We start from the raw sequence: 19,620 nt of genomic DNA, 5'->3' as shown, positions 1-19,620 counted from the left end.
GTCAAGATGCAAGATAAAATTGTGATTCATGGAGCGCGAGCTCATAATTTAAAAAATATTGATGTAGAAATTCCACGGGACAAGCTGGTTGTGGTGACTGGTCTGTCTGGTTCGGGTAAGTCCAGCCTAGCTTTTGATACCCTCTATGCTGAGGGGCAGCGCCGCTATGTGGAGAGTCTGTCGGCCTATGCTCGGCAGTTTTTGGGCAATATGGAAAAGCCGGATGTGGACTCGATTGATGGTCTCAGCCCGGCTATTTCCATCGACCAGAAGACGACCAGTAAAAATCCCCGCTCAACAGTGGGAACAGCTACCGAAATCAATGACTATCTGCGCCTTCTCTATGCTCGTGTTGGGACGCCTTACTGTATCAACGGTCATGGAGCTATTACGGCTTCATCTGTTGAGCAGATTGTTGACAAAGTCTTGGAATTGCCAGAGCGTCAGCGGCTGCAGATTTTAGCGCCGGTCATCCGCAAGAAAAAAGGCCAGCATAAGACCGTTTTTGACAAGATTCAGAAAGACGGTTATGTCCGTGTGCGCGTGGATGGCGATATTTACGATGTGACGGAAGTGCCAGAGCTTTCTAAGAGCAAGCAGCATGATATTGAGGTCGTAGTAGACAGAATTGTTATCAAGGAAGGAGTGCGCAGCCGCCTCTTTGACTCAGTCGAAGCTGCTCTGCGGATTGCTGAGGGCTATGTGGTGATTGATACCATGGATGGTCAAGAGCTACTCTTTTCTGAACACTATGCCTGCCCTGTTTGTGGCTTTACAGTGCCAGAGCTAGAGCCGCGACTCTTTTCTTTTAATGCGCCCTTTGGCTCCTGTCCGGACTGTGATGGTCTGGGGGTTAAGCTGGAGGTGGATCTAGATGTCGTTGTGCCAGAAGCTGGCAAGACCTTGCGCGAAGGAGCGCTAGCGCCTTGGAATCCCATCTCCTCCAACTACTATCCGCAGATGCTGGAGCAGGCCATGGCAGCCTTTGGCATTGATATGGACAAGCCATTTGAGGAGCTGACGGAGGAAGAAAAGCAGCTGATTTTCTTTGGCTCAGATGGACGAGAGTTCCATTTTCATTATGAAAATGAATTTGGCGGTGTGCGCGATATTGACATTCCTTTTGAGGGGGTTGTCACCAATATCAACCGCCGCTACCATGAAACCAATAGTGATTTTACTCGGACGCAGATGCGGGCTTATATGAATGAGCTGACTTGTGCGGCTTGTCACGGTTATCGACTCAGCCCTCAGGCCTTGTCTGTCAAGGTTGGCGGCGAAGCTGGCTTGCATATCGGTGAGATTTCAGACTTGTCCATTGCTGATCATTTGCTTCAGTTGGATAAGCTTAGCTTGACTGACAATGAAGCTACTATTGCTCGGCCTATTCTCAAAGAAATTCATGACCGTTTGACCTTCCTTAATAATGTTGGTCTTAATTACCTGACTTTGTCTCGCTCGGCTGGGACTCTATCAGGAGGTGAGAGTCAGCGGATTCGCTTGGCGACTCAGATCGGCTCGAACTTGAGTGGCGTCCTCTATATCCTGGACGAGCCCTCTATTGGTTTGCACCAGCGTGATAATGATCGCCTGATTGCCAGCCTCAAGAAGATGCGCGACCTGGGTAATACGCTCATCGTAGTTGAGCATGATGAGGACACCATGCGGGAGGCTGACTGGCTGATTGACGTGGGACCAGGAGCCGGTGTTTTCGGCGGTGAAATCGTCGCAGCCGGCACTCCTGCGCAAGTAGCTAAGAGTAAGAAATCTATCACAGGCCAATACTTGTCAGGTAAGCGCGAGATCCCAGTACCATTGGAACGCCGTGTAGGCAATGGCCGCTTTATCGAAGTGACTGGTGCTCAGGAAAATAACTTGCAGAATATCACGGCCAGATTCCCCTTGGGCAAATTCATCGCTGTGACGGGAGTTTCTGGATCTGGCAAGTCAACGCTGGTCAACTCTATTCTTAAAAAAGCCATCGCCCAAAAACTCAACCGCAACTCTGCTAAGCCAGGTAAGTTCAAGAAAATCAGGGGTATTGAGCATGTGGATCGACTGATTGATATTGACCAAAGTCCAATTGGCCGGACACCGCGCTCTAATCCGGCTACCTATACTGGAGTATTTGACGATATTCGCGATCTGTTTGCTAAAACCAATGAAGCCAAGATTCGCGGCTATAAGAAGGGCCGTTTCAGCTTTAATGTCAAGGGCGGTCGCTGTGAGGCCTGCTCGGGTGATGGAATTATCAAGATTGAAATGCACTTCCTACCTGACGTCTATGTGGCCTGCGAGGTCTGCCACGGCACCCGCTATAATAGCGAAACTCTAGAGGTTCACTACAAGGAGAAGAATATCGCTCAGGTTCTGGACATGACGGTCAATGATGCGGTAGAATTCTTCCAGCATATTCCCAAGATTGCCCGTAAACTCCAGACTATCAAGGACGTGGGACTAGGCTATGTGACCCTAGGGCAGCCAGCTACAACCTTGTCAGGTGGTGAAGCCCAGCGGATGAAGCTGGCCAGCGAGCTTCACAAGCGCTCGACTGGTAAGTCTTTCTATATCTTGGATGAGCCGACCACGGGTCTGCATTCTGAGGACATTGCCAAGCTCCTTCAAGTGCTATCACGCTTTGTGGACGATGGCAATACAGTCCTCGTTATCGAGCACAATCTGGATGTTATCAAGACAGCTGACCATATCATCGACTTAGGACCAGAAGGCGGTGTCGGTGGCGGTACAATCATTGCGACGGGTACACCGGAAGAAGTTGCTGCTAATCCAGCCAGCTATACTGGTCAGTATTTGAAAGGCAAGCTAAATTAATTTAAGAGTAAAAACGATTTTAGTACAATCTTACGACTCATTAAATTTAGATATTAAATCTCAATTACTATTCTTTATTAAAGTTATAATATATATTTCACAAACTAATAATAAGTGTTGCTAATACTTGTGCGAATTAGAATTAAAAGTGGTATAAATAAAAACGGCCTAAATCCAAAAGATGAAGGTCGTTTTATTATACTAAACAATAGGTATAGTATACAGCGATCATACTAATCAACTTCGACTATTTCATAAGAAACAGCCTGCTCTGCTTCCTCGTCAGGGTATTCAAAGGGATCTGATAAATGCAAAACCTCAGCTCCCACGCTCATGTTGTTTTCAAATTCAGAAATAGCATCTCGTGCGTCTTCCTCTGTGTCAAAGTAATTTCCAAAGTTATCTTCCTCTACAATTTCACCATCGTCAAAATATGCAAGTAATTTGTATTTTGGCATAACAATCTCCTTTGTTTATAGATAATATTAACGTAATAATACTATTATTCGCAAGTTTTGTCAATTCTTTTTGGACGAAACTGACACTATTGTAATTGATTCATAAATAAATCAGAGGTAATTACAGCATATTATTGTTTTTATAGGTAAATTTAGAGAATAGTATTTATCAAGATTTTACAACGGATTCTTAGAAGACTCACAAATTACAAGGAGGTGTTTTGAAATGTGTTATTTTACTTAGTGATAGAACTTAAATATTGTCTAATTTAAATTTTTCTCTTTTCTTGGTTTTTTGATATAATAAGCTTAGTTATTTCACGGAGGTGGCTCATGTTATCAAGAGTTGAAAAGTTTGAAGCAGCATTGGCTCAGACAGAATGCGATGCTGTTTTAGTAACCAATCTGAAAAATATTTACTATCTGACTGGTTTCAGCGGGACAGAAGCGACGGTTTTCATCAGCAGGACTCGTCGGATTTTCCTGACGGATGCACGCTATACGCTGATTGCCAAGGGAGTAGTCCAAGGTTTTGATATTGTCGAAACCCGCGACGCGATTAGAGAGATTGTCAAGATTATTGCGGATGACAAGCTGCAAAAAATCGGTTTTGAGGATGAGATTTCCTATGCCTACTTCAAAATGCTGGAAAGTGTCTTCTCGGCCTACGAACTGGTTCCCATGACAGCCTTCATTGAAAATCTGCGCATGATTAAAGATGAGCACGAAATCGCGACTATTCGCAAGGCCTGTCAGATTTCGGACCAAGCCTTCCTAGATGTACTGGACTTTATCAAGCCTGGTGAGACGACAGAGCTGGCTGTTATGAACTTTTTAGATGCCCGTATGCGCCAGCTAGGTGCTTCAGGTGCCTCTTTTGACTTCATCATCGCTTCGGGCTATCGCTCTGCTATGCCGCATGGTGTGGCTAGTGACAAGGTCATTCAAAAGGGGGAAACCCTGACCATGGACTTTGGCTGCTACTACAATCACTATGTTAGTGATATGACGCGGACAGTTCATGTGGGGCAAGTGACAGATGAAGAGCGGGAAATCTATGATATTGTCCTGCGCAGCAATCAAGCCCTGATAGAAGCAGCTAAGGCTGGTCTTAGCCGGATTGATTTTGACCGGATTCCGCGCCAGATTATTAACGATGCTGGCTACGGTCCTTACTTTAGCCATGGGATTGGCCACGGTATCGGCCTGGATATACATGAAATTCCTTACTTTGGCAAGTCAGAAGAGCCGATTGAAGCCGGCATGGTCCTGACTGATGAGCCGGGTATTTATCTGGACGGCAAATACGGCGTCCGTATTGAAGACGATCTCCTCATCACAGAAACAGGCTGCGAAGTCCTAACTCTTGCGCCGAAAGAGTTGATTGTTATTTGAGAATTATCAGGCTTTATGATAGAATAAGTAGAAATATAATTTTAAAAAGAGGTAATATAGAATGATTGAAGCAAGTAAGCTGAAAGCTGGAATGACCTTTGAAACAGCTGATGGAAAACTCATCCGCGTTTTGGAAGCGAGCCACCACAAACCAGGTAAGGGAAATACGATTATGCGTATGAAATTGCGTGACGTTCGTACTGGTTCTACATTTGACACAAGCTACCGCCCAGAAGAAAAATTTGAACAAGCCATTATTGAAACTGTTCCAGCTCAATACTTGTACCAAATGGATGACACTGCTTATTTCATGAATACTGAGACTTACGATCAATATGAAATTCCAGTAGTCAATGTAGAAGAAGAATTGAAATTTATCCTTGAAAACTCTGATGTGAAAATCCAGTTCTACGGAACAGAAGTGATTGGTGTGACTGTACCAACAACAGTTGAATTGGTCGTGACAGATACTCAGCCATCTATCAAGGGAGCTACTGTTACCGGATCTGGTAAGCCAGCAACACTTGAGACAGGTCTTGTTGTCAACGTACCAGACTTCATCGAAGTTGGACAAAAATTAATCATCAACACTGCAGAAGGAACTTACGTTTCTCGCGCATAATATAGAAGAGGTAATAACTATGGCAGCTGAACAATTAGGTGAAATCGTCATTGCGCCACGTGTTTTGGAAAAAATCATTGCCATTGCAACGGCAAAGGTAGAAGGTGTTTATTCCTTCGCAAATAAGAGTATGTCAGACAGTCTTTCCATGCGCTCACTCGGTCGCGGAGTATCGCTTCATACCGATGAGACAGGTGATGTGACTGTAGATATCTACCTGTATTTGGAATACGGTGTCAGCGTTCCAACTGTTGCAGTAGCGATTCAGAAGGCTGTAAAAAGTGCTGTTTTTGATATGGCTGAGGTAGAGCTGTCAGCGGTCAATATCCATGTGGCAGGTATTGTTCCAGAAAAGGCACCGAAGCCAGACTTGAAAGATCTATTTGATGAGGACTTCCTCAATGACTGATATACTGTTGGAATCCAGAAGAGGTCTGCGCCAGCGGGCTTTTCAGGCCCTGATGAGCCTAGAGTATGAAGGGGATCTTGTAGAAGCTTGCCGTTTTGCTTATTCGTATGATAAGGACGAAGAGGCAGACAAAGCTGCGGAAGCTGATATTCCAGCCTTCTTGCTCAATCTGGTCTCCGGTGTGGTCCAGTCCAAGGACGACTTGGACAAGAAAATTGCCCAGCACCTCAAAAAGGGCTGGACAGTGGATCGTCTGACGCTGGTAGAGAAAAATATCCTGCGTCTGGGGATCTTTGAGATTACAGAGTTTGATACCCCACAGCTGGTAGCAGTCAACGAAGCCATTGAGCTTTCCAAGCAATTCTCTGACGAAAAGTCCAGTAAGTTTATTAACGGGATTTTGAGTAAATTTATCGTTGAATAAAATGAAGGTCGAGACAAATGTCTTGGCTTTTTTTGATTTGTGACATTCAGTTTGTCTCACTTCGTTAGGTGCAAGACAAATAAATCACCCACTATGCGATTGCGTATCAAGGATTATATCAAAAAACTCCAGACACGATACAATAAAGGTGTTCAAGCCAATTGTAAAGTGAAAGGAGGAAAAATCACAAAAAGTACATAGTTTATCACATATAAAGTGGATGTGTTCTATCACATTATGTTTACACTTAAATATATATAAAAAGTGATCTATAATCAATATCGAAGTAGTTTAGGTAGAATATTCCACCTATTATGTGTTTATAAAGATATTGAAATTATAGAAGGGTACTTTATTCCGGATTATGTATATATGTTAATGAGTATCCCATCAAAAATAGGTGTTTTAAATTTTATGGGTTACTTGAAAGGTAAAAGTGCTCTTGTGATGTTTTGTAAACATGTCAATCCTAAGTATAAATTTGAGAAAAGGTATTTTTGAGCAGAAAGCTATTACATGAGTACAGTTGAACCCAACGAAGCCACAATCAAGAAAGATATACAAGAGCAGGAAAAGCACAATATAGCAATGGATAGATTAAGTTTGAAAGAAGGTAAATATCTAATTAGGGGTAGCGGTAAGTAATGCAAACGCCTCTTTGAGAGGCTTGTAACGAGTTAAGAGCAATGAAGCTTGAACAAAGTAAAAGCCAGCATCTTTTGGTGCTAGCTTTTGATATGAGCTAGGCTTATATCCCTGGTACAAACTATCTGTTAGATGAGGTGAATTATTTTGGCGCGATGACTTCTAATCCACCCATGTAAGGACGCAGAACCTCTGGGATAGTTACAGAACCATCTTCGTTTTGGTAATTCTCTAAGATAGCTGCCACCGTACGTCCGACAGCCAGTCCAGAACCGTTGAGAGTATGAAGGAGTTTGACCTTACCATCTGCTTCGTCACGGTAGCGGATTTGAGCTCGACGAGCTTGGAAATCTTCTGTGTTAGAGCAACTAGAGATTTCACGGTAGGTGTTCTGAGCCGGAATCCAAACTTCCAAGTCGTAAGTCTTAGCTGCTGAGAAGCCCATATCTCCAGTACAGAGTGCTACAACTCGGTAAGGCAGATTAAGCTTTTGCAGGATGTTTTCAGCGTTGGCAGTCATCTTTTCTAGCTCTTCATATGATTCTTCTGGCTTGGCAAATTTTACCATTTCAACCTTGTGGAATTGGTGCAGACGGATGAGACCGCGCGTGTCACGGCCAGCAGAGCCCGCTTCAGAGCGGAATGATGGGCTCATAGCTGTGAAGTAGATTGGCAATTCTTTTCCGTCCAAAATTTCATCTCGATAATAGTTGGTCAGTGGAACTTCAGCAGTCGGAATCAGAACGAAGTTGGTATCGCTTAGCTCAAAGGTATCTTCTTTGAACTTAGGATATTGCCCAGTCCCAAACATAGAATCGTGGTTGACCATGTAAGGAGTGATGACTTCGGTGTAGCCTTCTTTGCCATGCTCGTCCAGCATGAAGTTGTAGATAGCACGCTCTAATCGAGCTCCCAGCCCCTTATAGAAGAGGAAACGAGCACCAGTAACTTTTGCTCCACGCTCCCAGTCTAAGATATCCAGTTCTTCACCCAAATCCCAGTGAGCTTTAGCTTCAAAGTCAAATTGGCGCGGTGTCCCCCAGCGACGAACCTCAACGTTTTCGTCCTCATCTGCTCCGACAGGAACACTTTCGTGCGGGATATTCGGCAGAGTGGTAGTGAATTCAGTCAACTTAGCGTCCAGCTCAGCCAAAGTTGCGTCTAGGGTTTTGACTTCAGCAGAGAGTTTTTGCATGGCAGCAATCTTATCATCTGCATTTTCTTTGTTGCGTTTAGCTTGAGCAATTTCAGCAGAAACAGTATTGCGCTCAGCCTTGAGTTCTTCGACCTTGACTAACAAATCCCGACGTTCTTTGTCAATGCTTTTCATTTGGTTAAGGGTAGCAGCGTCAACACCTCGTGTAGCTAATTTTTCAGCGACAGAATCAAAATCTGTACGGATGCGTTTTAAATCTAACATAGGTACCTCCAAAAATAAAAAGCACTTTATGAAACTGTTGGAGCGGCATAGCCGCGGTTCCATCCAACTTCACAAAAGTGCACTTGCTTAATTATTCATTTTTAAACTAACGGTAGAATTTCCTATTTTCTCCTTATCTGCTCACAGCCACCGCAGACTTTCTGAAAAGTGCCCAATAGTACTTATCCGTTTCGACTATTATACAGGATTTTATGGAAAATGTAAATCCCAGGATAGGAAAAATCTTGACAGAAAAAGATAACTATGTTATCTTTAAATAAAGGTAACGAAGTTATCTAAAGGAGTTCTTATGGTAAAACAAACAACGCGCGACCGTATGATTGAGAAGGCAAGCCAGCTTATCAGAGAGTATGGCTATCAGAATATCCCCTTGAGGAAACTGGCATCTCTGCTGGGGGTTACGACTGGCGCTTTTTACAAGGCTTTTGAGAATAAGGAGGAACTTTACTATCAGGTCTGTCTTTTGGAAAACCAGAAGCAGCTTAAGCGTTTAGAGGAGCAGTATCTAGATGGAGTCTCTGATCCTCTGGGTTGCATTTGGCAGATAGGACTCTTTCTTTTATCGGAATATGAAACTAACAGTCAGATGATGGATTTTCTCTTTTTCAGCCCTGTAGCGACAGAGGCTTACCGGAAAGGTGAGCTTCTGGAAATCGGGAATAAGACAGTGGTTTATCTGGATCGGCTGCCTATTGAGAGTCAAAAAGAGAAAAAGATTCTTTTGCTCAAGCTGGACACCTTCATCACAGGCTATGGGCATTTTATTGCTAAAGGCTTGGAGCCTTTTGATGAGGAAGTTTATCGCTCAATGTTCAATGATTTACTAGGAGGTTACAAATATGAGTAAAAATCTCATTGTTTATGCACATCCCTATGATAAAAGCTTTAACCATGCTATTTTAGAGCAGGTTCAGGACTTGTTGGAGAAGAAAGGTCAGACCTATGAACTGGTCGATCTCTATGAGGATGGTTTTAATCCTGTCTATACCAAGGAAGAGCTAGCGCTTTTTAATAAGGGGCAGGCACTAGACCCACTAGTTTTAAAATATCAGGAAGCTCTTGCGTCCTGTGACCGCCTTATCATGATTTTTCCTATCTGGTGGGCGGATATGCCAGCTATTGTCAAGGGATTTGAAGATAAGGTCTTTTTGAAAAATAAGATTTACGAGGAGAGCAAAACTCGCCAGTTAGTTGGTCGTCTGACCAATATTAAAGAGGTATTGGCTATTACTACCTCTGCAGCACCGACCTTCTATCTTAAGTATTTCTGTGGTGACGTCGTCAAGAAAGCTATGTTGGGACATACCTTTAAGTCTATCGGTGCTAGACAGCGCCGTTGGTTGAATTTCGGGAATATTTCTCAGTCTACAGCTGAAAAACGTCAAGCTTTTTTAGAAAAACTATCAGAAAAGATTTGAAGAGGTAGTTATCATGATTCGTTTTAGAAGAGCAGATGAAAGGGATCTTGCTGCAGCAGTCTCGGTTTTAACTGCTGCTTTTGCTGAGCATGAAATCTACAGAGAAAAATTCCGTCCTCTCTTTGGCAGCAGTCAGTCTTATATTGATTTTCTAAATAGATTGCATGCAGTTATGGTTAAGGCAGCGATGCGTCATCATATTTGCCTACTTGCTGAAGTGGACGGACGTCTTATGGCAGTCGCTACTATTCATAAGATCGGTAACCATCCTGTCGGTATACTTTCCTTTTTGCGGGCAGGAGCATGGAGGATGTGGCAATATATTCCCCAGCTTTTAGCCTTTCAAAAAGTCTTTGGGGAGGGCAGTAAAGAAGCTAAGAAAAGGAGTGTTTCAACTCTTTATCTTGAACTACTGGGTGTGCTGCCTGATTATCAAGGGCAGGGAGTTGGTGGTCTTTTTATCTCAAAAGGACTTGAGTTGCTTGCCAAAGAAGAGAAATGCCAGCGGCTTACTTTGATTACTCATACAGAAAGCAACTGTCGTTTTTACAAAAAGAACGGATTTAAACAACTAGATGTCCGTGATGTTGAAGGTGTCAAGACATGGACTTTCGAGAAAAATTTAGCTGATGTTTATCCTTTTTGAAAATCTAATGATGCGGTCTTGCATTGATAATATCAGCTTACTTCATCCCATTATTTCAAGGGGGCTGAAAGAGTGCATTCTCAGACTGATTCACTTTCCAATTTTTTGTGCTAGCTCCATTTTGGTGGTACAAGCTGGTTTTGTCTTAGTCGGAAATATAAAAAATAGGGCAGAAACTTTTTCAACCCTATTTTTTCTTCTTAAAGATTCCAGCAATTTTTTGTAACAGAGTCGGCAATCTAACGACCTTATCATTGCCGATATGTTCTCGCGCAATTTTGAGAATCTTACCAGAGTCTTTGGAGGCAAAGAGAAACTTTCCTTTATCAGTCCAGATTTCAAAGTGGCGGCTGACTTTCTTGCCAGAAACATTAGCACCGATAGCAGTGATGCTAGTCCAAGGCAGTTGGATATAATCTTCTACATTGGCATCAGCGTAAAACTCCAGAGCTGTCTCGCCGATTAAAAATTTCCCAACCTTTCCGCCTAATCCAAGATAGGAAACGCCAGTGGTATTAAACTCAACTGTTTTGTTTTGTGACTGTGCCATAGAGTAACTCCCTTTTAAATAATATAGCTATTATACCACAATAAAAAGAAGGCCGAAACCTTCTTTTTGATTACATCAAACCAGCAACGTGAGCTAGTACACCAACTACGAAGAGGGCGATGATGATAGTGATAGGGGATACTTTTTTCTTAAGCAACCACATACAAGCGAAAGTTAGAAGCAGTCCCATCAAACCAGGAATCAAGGAATCCAAGTTTTGTTGGAAAGTTGTAACTTTTTCAGGGGTTTGAGATAGTCCTTGACCTACTTGAGCAAAGGCTTCTTGGATACCCTTATAGCCACTAGACAATTTGTCCCAATGGATATATGCTTTATCATCTAGCTTAACAGATGAAACGTTAAAGACAAACTTAATAGATACCCAGCGCTCAACCAGAACAGCTAAGATAAACATACCTAGGATTGAAGCACCTTTGGTAATGTCTTGGAGGATACCACCAGACATGTCTTTAGTGATTTCAGAACCAGCCTTGTAGCCCAATTCTTGTGTGTACCAGAGGAAAGCCATCCGGATAGCATTCCAAGCTAAGAAGAAGATAAGTGGACCAATGATATTTCCGGTCAAAGCAAGAGATGCTCCAAGTGCTCCAAGGATAGGACGAACTGTGAACCAGAAGACAGGGTCTCCGATACCAGCCAGAGGTCCCATCATACCGATTTTAACCCCTTGGATAGCCGCATCGTCAATTGCTGCACCATTTGCTTTTTCTTCTTCAAGCGCAAGTGTAACTCCGATGATTGGAGCTGCAACATATGGGTGAGTGTTGAAGAACTCCAAGTGACGCTCAAGAGCAGCAGCTTGATCTTCTTTTTTAGTATAAAGTTTCTTAATAGCTGGAATCAGTGAATAAGCCCAGCCCAAGTTTTGCATACGTTCGTAGTTCCAAGAGCCTTGCAAGAAAGTAGAACGCCACCAAACTTTTTGACGGTCAGCCTTTGAAAGAGTCAATTTTCCTGACTCATCAGGTTTTACAGTATTTAATTCTGTCATGATAGTGTGTCTCCTTTCTTAGTAGTCTTCTAGGATGTCGCCGATTGGATCGTTAGATGAAGCTGTTGCTCCACCACCGCCATTTCCGCCTTTTTTAGACAAGGCAAGGTAGATGAGGGCAATAGCGACACCAATTGCACCGAGGGCAATCAGAGTGAGTTCGCTGACAGCAGCCAAAGCGAAACCAATAGCGAAGAATGGCCATACTTCACGAGTTGCCATCATGTTGATAACCATGGCATAACCAACGGCTACGACCATACCACCACCGATTTGCATACCTTCTGATAGCCAAGCTGGCATAGCTTCAAGAGCAGATTTAACAGACTCAGCAGGAATCATCAAAAGAAGTGCTGCAGGGATAGCAATACGTGCTCCTTGCATGAAGAGAGCGATAAAGTGAGCGCGTTCAACTCCTTTAATGTCTCCTTTTTTCGCAGCAGCATCTGCACCGTGAACCAAACCGACTGACAAAGTGCGGACAATCATAGTCAAGAAGAGACCAGCAACAGCAAGTGGAATAGCAACACCTTGTGCTACAGCGATTCCTTTGCTTGAGAAGTCTCCACCCAGTACCATGATGATGGCAGCGGCAACAGAAGCGAGGGCGGCATCAGGTGCTACAGCAGCTCCGATATTAGCCCAGCCAAGAGCAATCAGCTGGAGAGATCCACCCAGCATAACACCGGCAGCCAAATTACCAGTTACCAGTCCAATCAAGGTACAAGCAACCAGCGGTTGGTGGAATTGGAATTGGTCCAAGATACCTTCTAGACCAGCTAAGAAGGCAACAAAGACTACTAAAACCATAGAAATAATAGACATGTTCTAAATCCTTTCCTAAATTAATAAAAGCAAAACGTTTGATTCTACTGCACGTTGGCTTTCTTAATCAAATCAAACAAATCTTTTTTAGAGTCATTTGGTACTTTACGTACGTCGAATTCAACGCCAAGGTCACGCAGCTTTTCATAAGTAGCAACGTCTTCCTTGTCCATTGACAGTACGTTGTTGACCATTGTTTTACCAGTTGAGTGAGCCATGGAACCAACGTTAAGGGTCTTGATTGGCACACCGCCTTCAACAGCACGAAGGGCATCTTGAGGAGTTTCAAACAGAATCAAGGCATGAGTGTTGCCAAAGCGAGGGTCTTTTGAAACAGCAATCAATTTGTCGATTGGGACAACATTGGCTTTGACATTACCTGGTGCAGCTTGCTTAATCAACTCTTTACGAAGTTCGTCTTGAGCTACTGAATCAGAAGCAACGATAATACGATCTGCTTTTGAATCTGGCGTCCAAGCTGTTGCTACCTGACCGTGCAGCAAACGTGTGTCGATCCGGGCAAGGTTGATTTTGAGCTTGCCGTCACCGATTACAGTCCCTTCAGGGATTGCTGCTTGGGCAACTGGAGCAGCCGCAGCAGGAGCATTTGCTTCTTCAGCAGCAGGGTTCAGCTCTTCAGGCAGAGCTTTGACTCCTTCCTTGGCTTCTTTGATAATGTTAGCAACAACAGCTTCAACGCCGGCGTTGGCATCCATCATCCTTTCTGTATAAGCTTGAATCAGCATAGGCAGGTTCAAGCCTGTAATGATAGCGAACTTGCGGTCTGGATTTTCACCCATGACACGGCTAGCTTGGTTGAATGGAGAGCCACTCCAAAGGTCAGCCAAGACCAACACTTCATCGTCCGCATCAAACGAAGCCACAGCGTCATTGAACTTTGCATAGAGATCATCTGGTCCTTCGTTGGGCATGAAAGTTACAACTTGTACTTTTTCCTGCTCACCGAAAATCATAGAACCTGATTGATGAATACCAGCAGCAAATTCACCGTGGCTAGCAATAATGATTCCGATACTCATTATTGACATTCCTCCTTATAAAATGTTTGACTTAAGTTTTAAGAAAACTTTAAGGCAAGTTTATTATAAAACGTTTTCATGAAAAATGCAAGCGTTTGTTCCTAAAAACGACTTTTTCTTTCAAAAATGTCAGTATTTGCTGAAACCCTGATAAATATAGGTATAAGCAAACCATAGCTATAGAAATGTTTTAATAAATTAGGAAAACAGAAAATACAATAGGTCAATATATGAAAGAATGTTGAAATAATATGAAAGAGACTTTTGAAATGAAAGAAAAGAATCGTGTTTGAGAAAGTGTTTATTTTTCAAAAAAGAAAGAGGAGGACCAAAGACAAGAAATTGCATCTTATGTCTTTAGTCTCCCTCTGTAATGGCAAAAGTTTCTATATAATATCAAGTTTGTCCATCATAAGTTTCCAAAAGTTTGGTAAATGTTGGGATTGACATGTTTTAAAGTATTAGTGTGTGAAGTCAAGGACCATACGTCCCTGAATAGTACCCGCTTCCATTTCGTCAAAGACATCCACTGCATCTGAAACAGGACGTTTTTGAACGACAGGAACCACCAATCCTTCAGCACCAAACTGGAAGGCTTCTTCCAAGTCCTTACGTGTACCAACGAGGGAACCGATGACTTGGATACCATCTAAAACGGTTTTGACAATGCTGAGGTCCATCATTTCAGATGGCAATCCAACGGCAACTACTCGACCGCCAGCACGAACAGAGTCAACAGCTTGGTTGAAGGCAACTTTAGAAACGGCTGTTACTACGGCAGAATGAGCACCGCCAGTTTTTTCTTGGATAAGAGCAGCGACATCTTCAACTTCATAGCCGTTGATGACGATATCAGCACCAACTTCTTTGGCCAGAGCGAGCTTGTCATTGTTGATATCAACAGCGACAACATGTGCGTTAAAGACTTTCTTGGCATATTGAACCGCTAGGTTACCCAATCCACCTGCTCCAAAGATTACTGTCCATTGTCCTGGCTGCAGCTGGGCTTCTTTAATGGCTTTGTAGGTAGTTACGCCAGCACAGGTGATAGAAGAAGCTTGGGCAGGATCCAGTCCTTCAGGAACTTTGACAGCATAGTCAGCTGTTACGATACATTGCTCTGCCATCCCACCGTCAACAGAGTAACCAGCATTTTTTACTGTACGGCAAAGGGTTTCGCGACCAGTTGTACAGTATTCACAAGTGCCGCAGCCTTCAAAGAACCAAGCGACACTGACGCGGTCTCCGACCTTGAGACTTTTTACATCTGGAGCGATTTCTTTGACAATACCGATACCTTCATGCCCAAGAACGCGACCCGGTACCTTACCAAAGTCACCATGCGCGACGTGTAAATCAGTATGGCAGACACCGCAGTATTCAATGTCAACGAGAGCTTCCCCTGTTTCAAGAGGACGAAGTTCCTTATTTTCGATGAGTTGGACATTGGTTCCTTCTGGATTTACAACAACTGCTTTCATAAGTAGTTTCCTCCTGTTATTTAGTTTTCGATTATGTTAATTATATCACAAACTTAAACAAATAGCAAACGCTTACAATTTCAAGTAAAAGTAACCTTTAAAACTATGGTACTGCGGATAAGCTCTGATTTTTAAAGCTTTTAAGCATGATTGAGGTCGAGAGAAGACAAAAAATAAAAGACAAACTCTCGAACAGAGTTTGCCTAATTGTCTACTTTTATAAAAAGAGTTTGTTTAGCTCGTGGGCGACGCCATCTTGGTCGTTAGTCAAAGACAACTGCTGGTCTGCGTAGGGCAGCAGGTCAGTATTGGCATTTTTCATGGCATAGCCAGTGCCAGCAAAGGACAGCATCTCAGTATCATTTTGCTCATCGCCAAAGGCAATCAGATTTTTACGATCCACATTGAGAACATTAAGCAGGTACTGAAGGGCGAAGGCTTTGTTGACCCCTTTGGGAGCACACTCGAGAATGTTGAGCGGTCCGCCCCAAGAGTTGATGGCAAGTTCATGCTGGTAAAAAGCATTCATTTCCTCTGCCAGAGCATATTTGTCAGCTGCTCGTGTCTGCAGGAGAATGGCGTTAGGATTCTCCGTTACTAGATTGGCTTGAAACTGATTTTCAGGCTTAAAAGCATCGATGCCAAAGAGCTTGGGATCAGCAATTTCTTCATTAGGATTGGTGATATAAAATTTATTGCGGTATTCGCCGGCAATGAAATCCGCTTCAATCTCATCCCTGCGCTTAACCATATCCAGCAGAAAGGACTTATCCAGCGTCAGCGATTTTTCAAAGTCCCATTTCTTTTCTGGAATGTGAGTCAGAGAGCCATTGAAGTTAATCATGGGCGTATTGAGCTCTAATTCTTTATAATATTTCAAAGCCATGCGGTAGGGCCGTCCTGTTGTGATGATGACCTTGTGGCCCTTTTGGGAAATTTTTTTGATGGTTTCTTTGGTGAAGTCAGACAGATTGCTGTTAGAATCCAGCAAGGTTCCGTCCAAATCCACAGCGATTACTTTTTTTGTCATGTGAGTCTCTTTTCAGTGATAATACAGACTATTATAACAGAATTCAGTGTAAATAACACGACTTATGTTATAATGGTGCTCTAATCAGTCACAATTATGACACACCAAGGAGGAGCTTTTTTTATGCGTAAACCGTTCATGATTCATGCTCTTTTTCTAATGATTGCCTTTTTTATCTATATCCAATCTCTAAATGGCGGTCCAACCTATCTCATCTGGAATATGACCTTGGCCTTAATCAGCTATGATGCAGCTGTCTTGACGCTTTTATTCAAGAAGCAGAAGTGGGCTTATCCTCTTCTTTTCCTGTTGTGGTTGCTTTTCTTCCCCAACACTTTCTATATGATTACTGATTTGATTCATATGACTTGGGTGGCAGATGTTCTGAGTAAGCCAAGTGTTTTTCTGCTCTTTTTAGCTTTTGTTTCCAGTATTTTATTCGGGATTTTCTGTGGTATGGAGAGCTGGTATGTCATCAAGGAGCGTTGGAAGCTTAACTGGTATTTGGATCTATTGCTGACGGCAGCTCTGTCGGCTGTGTCCAGTCTGGCTATCTACATAGGACGTTATGATCGCCTCAATAGCTGGGATTTATTACTTCATCCACAGCTGGTTATACAGAAGCTTTTGCAAACTTTGCAGCCTGATCGACTGCTTTTCATACTTGGTTTTACTTTTTTACAGTTTATGAGTTTGGTATTTCTGATGAGAGATAATAAAAAATAAGAATAGCGAGACATTCATCTTGAAAAAGTGAATGTTTTTTATTATAATCTAAGTTATCGTTCGCAAATAAACGAAATTCAATCTTTTTTCTTTTTTGTTGAACTAGATATTAGAAATTTTACTCAAAAGGAGATTTATTGAAAAATGGATAAATTTTTCAAACTGACCGAAAAAGGGACGGATGTCCGGACAGAAGTTTTGGCGGGTCTGACGACTTTCTTTGCCATGTCCTACATTTTATTCGTCAATCCGGCCATGCTGGCTCAGACAGGTATGCCCAAGCAGGGTGTTTTTCTAGCTACGATTATCGGAGCTGTTGCCGGAACCTTGATGATGGCCTTCTTTGCCAACTTGCCTTATGCGCAGGCACCGGGCATGGGGTTGAATGCCTTTTTCACTTTTACGGTCGTCTTTGCCTTGGGTTACACTTGGCAGGAAGCCTTGGCTATGGTCTTTATCTGCGGGATTATTTCGCTTATTATCACTCTGACCAAGGTGCGTAAGATGATTATTGAGTCAATTCCAGGCTCCTTGCGCGCAGCTATTTCAGCAGGAATCGGAGTCTTTCTGGCTTATGTAGGTATTAAAAATGCTGGCTTGCTCAAGTTTTCAATCGATCCGGGAAACTATACAGTAGCTGGCAAGGGAGCAGATAAAGCTGCAGCGGCTATTACGGCTAATTCAGCAGCAACTCCAGGTCTGGTAGACTTTAACAATCCAGCGGTCCTAGTAGCCCTGGTTGGTTTGGCCATCACAATCTTCTTTATCGTGAAAAATATCAAGGGTGGTGTTATCCTATCCATCCTAGTAACGACAGTGGTAGCTATTCTGGTTGGCTTGGTTGATTTGTCATCTATTGATTTTGGGCAGAATAACATTGGTACTGCTGTTAATGAACTGGGGCAGATTTTTGGGGTGGCAGTAGGTCCGAAAGGTCTGGGTGCCCTTTTAGCAGATTCAGCTCGCTGGCCCCAGACATGTATGGCTATTCTGGCTTTCTCCTTGACAGATATTTTTGATACCATTGGTACCTTGATTGGGACAGGTGAAAAGGTCGGGATTGTGGCGACTTCTGGGGAAAACCATGAATCAGAAGGTTTGGATAAGGCTCTTTACTCGGATCTCATCGGAACCTCTATTGGCGCCATTGCTGGAACTTCTAATGTGACGACTTATGTGGAGTCTGCAGCTGGTATCGGAGCTGGAGGCCGAACAGGTCTGACCGCCTTGGTCGTAGCCATCTGCTTTGCGGTGTCAAGCTTCTTTAGCCCACTCTTGGCTATTGTTCCTAATGCTGCAACTGCACCGATTCTCATTATCGTGGGGATTATGATGCTGGCTAGTCTGAAAAACATCCATTGGGATGATATGGCGGAGGCCATTCCAGCTTTCTTTACTTCTATTTTTATGGGATTTGCCTATTCTATCACTCACGGGATAGCAGCTGGGTTTATCACCTACACTTTGGTCAAAATCTTCAAAGGTCAAGCCAAGGATGTGCATTCTATGATTTGGATTTTGGATCTTCTCTTTATTTTGAATTTCGTAAATCTGGCTTTAAATTAGGCCTAAACATTGCTGGATTTCCTTGTGTCTAGTGAAGTTTGGATAGCTTATATTTTCAGTATAAAAAATCAGCTTTTTGCGGCTGATTTTTCTTTTGCAAAATTAAGCAGAAAAAATTTTTTTCTGGTATAATAAGAGAATGTTTAGTCATAATGAGGAAGAATTAATCCAGTGGGGTCAGCGTCTGGGCAAATTGCTCCGGGCAGGCGATGTACTGGTTTTAACGGGAGATTTAGGAGCAGGGAAGACAACCTTTACTAAGGGTCTGGCTCTAGGTCTGGGCATCAGTCAGATGATTAAAAGTCCAACCTATACCATTGTTCGGGAATACGTGGGGCGCTTGCCGCTCTATCATCTGGATGTCTACCGCATCGGAGACGATCCAGACTCCATTGATTTGGATGACTTTCTCTTTGGGGAGGGTGTGACGGTCATTGAATGGGGGGAGCTGCTGGGAGAAAATCTGCCTGATAACTATTTAAAATTAAACCTCTTGAAAAAGGAAGATGGTCGTGAATTGGTTTTTGAAGCCAAAGGAACACGAGCCCAAGAGTTGCTTGAGGAACTGCAGAATGACTGAATATGAATTGTGCTTGCGAGAAGCGGAAAAAACAGATGCTGCTGAGCTGATTGCCTTCCTCAATCAGGTCGGGTCTGAGTCAGATTATATGACGCTGGATGAAGCTGGAATTTTGATGAATCAAGAGGAGATGGCTTCATTCATTGAGCATCAGGCTGCTTCTAGTAATCAGCTTTATCTGTTGGCTCTTTTAAATGGTGAGATTGCCGGTCTTGTCAGCATCACAGCTGATTTCCATGAGCGAATTCGCCATATTGGTCAAGTCTTTGTCGTGGTGAAGAAAACTTTCTGGAACCAAGGACTGGGACGCATATTGCTGGAAGAGGCACTGACTTGGGCAGAAGATTCTCAAGTTATTCGACGTTTGGAATTGAGCGTTCAGGTTAGAAATGAACGAGCGGTTCACCTCTATAAAGATTTAGGATTTGAAATTGAAGGCTTACAAAAAAGAGGAGCCTATTTAAAAGAAGGGATATTTCTTGATGTTTACCTGATGGGTAAACTGATAGACTAAAAAAGA

General features: G+C 43.0%; 20 protein-coding genes and 1 pseudogene. 13 read left to right on the top strand and 8 right to left on the bottom strand.

Annotation, left to right across the window (positions count from 1 at the left end; all coding sequences use genetic code 11):
- The first annotated feature begins 6 nt into the window (after positions 1–6).
- Positions 7–2,832: an excinuclease ABC subunit UvrA gene (gene uvrA / locus RSK81_RS10310; RefSeq protein ID WP_315686724.1), complete on the top strand. Its 2,826-nt coding sequence runs from the start codon at positions 7–9 to the stop codon at positions 2,830–2,832.
- Between the two features lie 233 nt (positions 2,833–3,065).
- On the opposite strand, the gene RSK81_RS10305 is transcribed toward uvrA, so the two are convergent.
- Entirely contained in the window at positions 3,066–3,290 is a 225-nt protein-coding gene (locus RSK81_RS10305; RefSeq protein WP_125350982.1) for a hypothetical protein, read from the bottom strand.
- Between the two features lie 333 nt (positions 3,291–3,623).
- Between RSK81_RS10305 and RSK81_RS10300 the strand changes: the two genes are divergently transcribed.
- From RSK81_RS10300 to tnpA, 5 genes and pseudogenes are all read left to right on the top strand, one after another.
- Positions 3,624–4,685: a M24 family metallopeptidase gene (locus RSK81_RS10300; RefSeq protein ID WP_002901374.1), complete on the top strand. Its 1,062-nt coding sequence runs from the start codon at positions 3,624–3,626 to the stop codon at positions 4,683–4,685.
- 61 nt (positions 4,686–4,746) lie between these two features.
- Positions 4,747–5,307 (top strand): elongation factor P, encoded by a 561-nt coding sequence (gene efp / locus RSK81_RS10295; RefSeq protein ID WP_002896485.1) that lies wholly within the window; start codon positions 4,747–4,749, stop codon positions 5,305–5,307.
- Positions 5,308–5,326: 19 nt separating this feature from the next.
- The gene (locus tag RSK81_RS10290; protein WP_002896484.1) at positions 5,327–5,716 is read left to right on the top strand and encodes an Asp23/Gls24 family envelope stress response protein; all 390 of its coding nucleotides are present in this window, start codon (positions 5,327–5,329) and stop codon (positions 5,714–5,716) included.
- On the top strand, positions 5,709–6,140 hold the full coding sequence (nusB, locus tag RSK81_RS10285) for a transcription antitermination factor NusB (protein WP_002901371.1): 432 nt from the start codon (positions 5,709–5,711) through the stop codon (positions 6,138–6,140). The genes RSK81_RS10290 and nusB overlap by 8 nt, the downstream gene beginning before the upstream one ends.
- A gap of 220 nt (positions 6,141–6,360) precedes the next feature.
- A pseudogene (gene tnpA / locus RSK81_RS10280) lies at positions 6,361–6,785 on the top strand (IS200/IS605 family transposase).
- Positions 6,786–6,927: 142 nt separating this feature from the next.
- Here tnpA and serS read toward each other — a convergent pair.
- A complete protein-coding gene (gene serS / locus RSK81_RS10275) occupies positions 6,928–8,205 on the bottom strand; it encodes a serine--tRNA ligase (RefSeq protein WP_002901365.1) in 1,278 nt (425 codons plus the stop codon).
- Positions 8,206–8,515: 310 nt separating this feature from the next.
- Here serS and RSK81_RS10270 point away from each other — a divergent pair, with 310 nt between their 5' ends.
- Genes RSK81_RS10270 through RSK81_RS10260 form a run of 3 tightly spaced genes read left to right on the top strand, consistent with a single transcriptional unit; the run spans position 8,516 to position 10,290 of the window.
- The gene (locus RSK81_RS10270; protein WP_002901364.1) at positions 8,516–9,073 is read left to right on the top strand and encodes a TetR/AcrR family transcriptional regulator; all 558 of its coding nucleotides are present in this window, start codon (positions 8,516–8,518) and stop codon (positions 9,071–9,073) included.
- On the top strand, positions 9,066–9,644 hold the full coding sequence (locus tag RSK81_RS10265) for an NAD(P)H-dependent oxidoreductase (protein WP_002901362.1): 579 nt from the start codon (positions 9,066–9,068) through the stop codon (positions 9,642–9,644). The genes RSK81_RS10270 and RSK81_RS10265 overlap by 8 nt, the downstream gene beginning before the upstream one ends.
- Before the next feature lie 13 nt (positions 9,645–9,657).
- Positions 9,658–10,290, top strand: a complete 633-nt coding sequence (locus RSK81_RS10260; protein WP_002901360.1) for a GNAT family N-acetyltransferase — start codon at positions 9,658–9,660, stop codon at positions 10,288–10,290.
- A 187-nt stretch (positions 10,291–10,477) separates the two neighbouring features.
- Here RSK81_RS10260 and RSK81_RS10255 read toward each other — a convergent pair whose 3' ends face one another.
- The 6 genes from RSK81_RS10255 to RSK81_RS10230 all read right to left on the bottom strand — a co-directional run bounded on the left by RSK81_RS10255 (position 10,478) and on the right by RSK81_RS10230 (position 16,228).
- Positions 10,478–10,840 (bottom strand): DUF956 family protein, encoded by a 363-nt coding sequence (locus RSK81_RS10255; RefSeq protein ID WP_002908911.1) that lies wholly within the window; start codon positions 10,838–10,840, stop codon positions 10,478–10,480.
- A 70-nt stretch (positions 10,841–10,910) separates the two neighbouring features.
- Entirely contained in the window at positions 10,911–11,852 is a 942-nt protein-coding gene (locus tag RSK81_RS10250) for a PTS system mannose/fructose/sorbose family transporter subunit IID (RefSeq protein WP_002893579.1), read from the bottom strand.
- Positions 11,853–11,870: 18 nt separating this feature from the next.
- Complete coding sequence (locus tag RSK81_RS10245; protein ID WP_002893578.1) at positions 11,871–12,677, bottom strand: PTS mannose/fructose/sorbose transporter subunit IIC; 807 nt, start codon at positions 12,675–12,677, stop codon at positions 11,871–11,873.
- Between the two features lie 44 nt (positions 12,678–12,721).
- Positions 12,722–13,717 carry a PTS sugar transporter subunit IIB gene (locus RSK81_RS10240; RefSeq protein ID WP_002893577.1) on the bottom strand — a complete coding sequence of 332 codons (996 nt, stop codon included), beginning with the start codon at positions 13,715–13,717 and terminating at the stop codon, positions 12,722–12,724.
- Between the two features lie 461 nt (positions 13,718–14,178).
- Positions 14,179–15,198, bottom strand: coding sequence for an alcohol dehydrogenase AdhP (gene adhP / locus RSK81_RS10235; RefSeq protein WP_002926616.1), 1,020 nt, complete (start codon positions 15,196–15,198; stop codon positions 14,179–14,181).
- 217 nt (positions 15,199–15,415) lie between these two features.
- A complete protein-coding gene (locus RSK81_RS10230; RefSeq protein ID WP_002908111.1) occupies positions 15,416–16,228 on the bottom strand; it encodes a Cof-type HAD-IIB family hydrolase in 813 nt (270 codons plus the stop codon).
- Positions 16,229–16,324: 96 nt separating this feature from the next.
- Here RSK81_RS10230 and RSK81_RS10225 point away from each other — a divergent pair, with 96 nt between their 5' ends.
- The 4 genes from RSK81_RS10225 (at position 16,325) to RSK81_RS10210 (ending at position 19,614) form a co-directional block, all read left to right on the top strand.
- The gene (locus tag RSK81_RS10225) at positions 16,325–16,954 is read left to right on the top strand and encodes a DUF1361 domain-containing protein (protein ID WP_315686719.1); all 630 of its coding nucleotides are present in this window, start codon (positions 16,325–16,327) and stop codon (positions 16,952–16,954) included.
- 144 nt (positions 16,955–17,098) lie between these two features.
- On the top strand, positions 17,099–18,520 hold the full coding sequence (locus tag RSK81_RS10220) for an NCS2 family permease (RefSeq protein ID WP_002911250.1): 1,422 nt from the start codon (positions 17,099–17,101) through the stop codon (positions 18,518–18,520).
- 139 nt (positions 18,521–18,659) lie between these two features.
- The gene (gene tsaE / locus RSK81_RS10215; RefSeq protein ID WP_002911252.1) at positions 18,660–19,100 is read left to right on the top strand and encodes a tRNA (adenosine(37)-N6)-threonylcarbamoyltransferase complex ATPase subunit type 1 TsaE; all 441 of its coding nucleotides are present in this window, start codon (positions 18,660–18,662) and stop codon (positions 19,098–19,100) included.
- Complete coding sequence (locus RSK81_RS10210; RefSeq protein WP_002911253.1) at positions 19,093–19,614, top strand: GNAT family N-acetyltransferase; 522 nt, start codon at positions 19,093–19,095, stop codon at positions 19,612–19,614. Before tsaE ends, RSK81_RS10210 begins: the two co-directional genes overlap by 8 nt.
- Positions 19,615–19,620 lie beyond the last annotated feature (6 nt).

Source organism: Streptococcus sp. DTU_2020_1000888_1_SI_GRL_NUU_041A, assembly GCF_032387735.1.
Lineage (GTDB): Bacteria > Bacillota > Bacilli > Lactobacillales > Streptococcaceae > Streptococcus > Streptococcus sanguinis.
The sequence above is the reverse complement of the archived record's forward strand: the minus strand, read 5'-3'. Positions and strand labels throughout refer to the sequence as shown.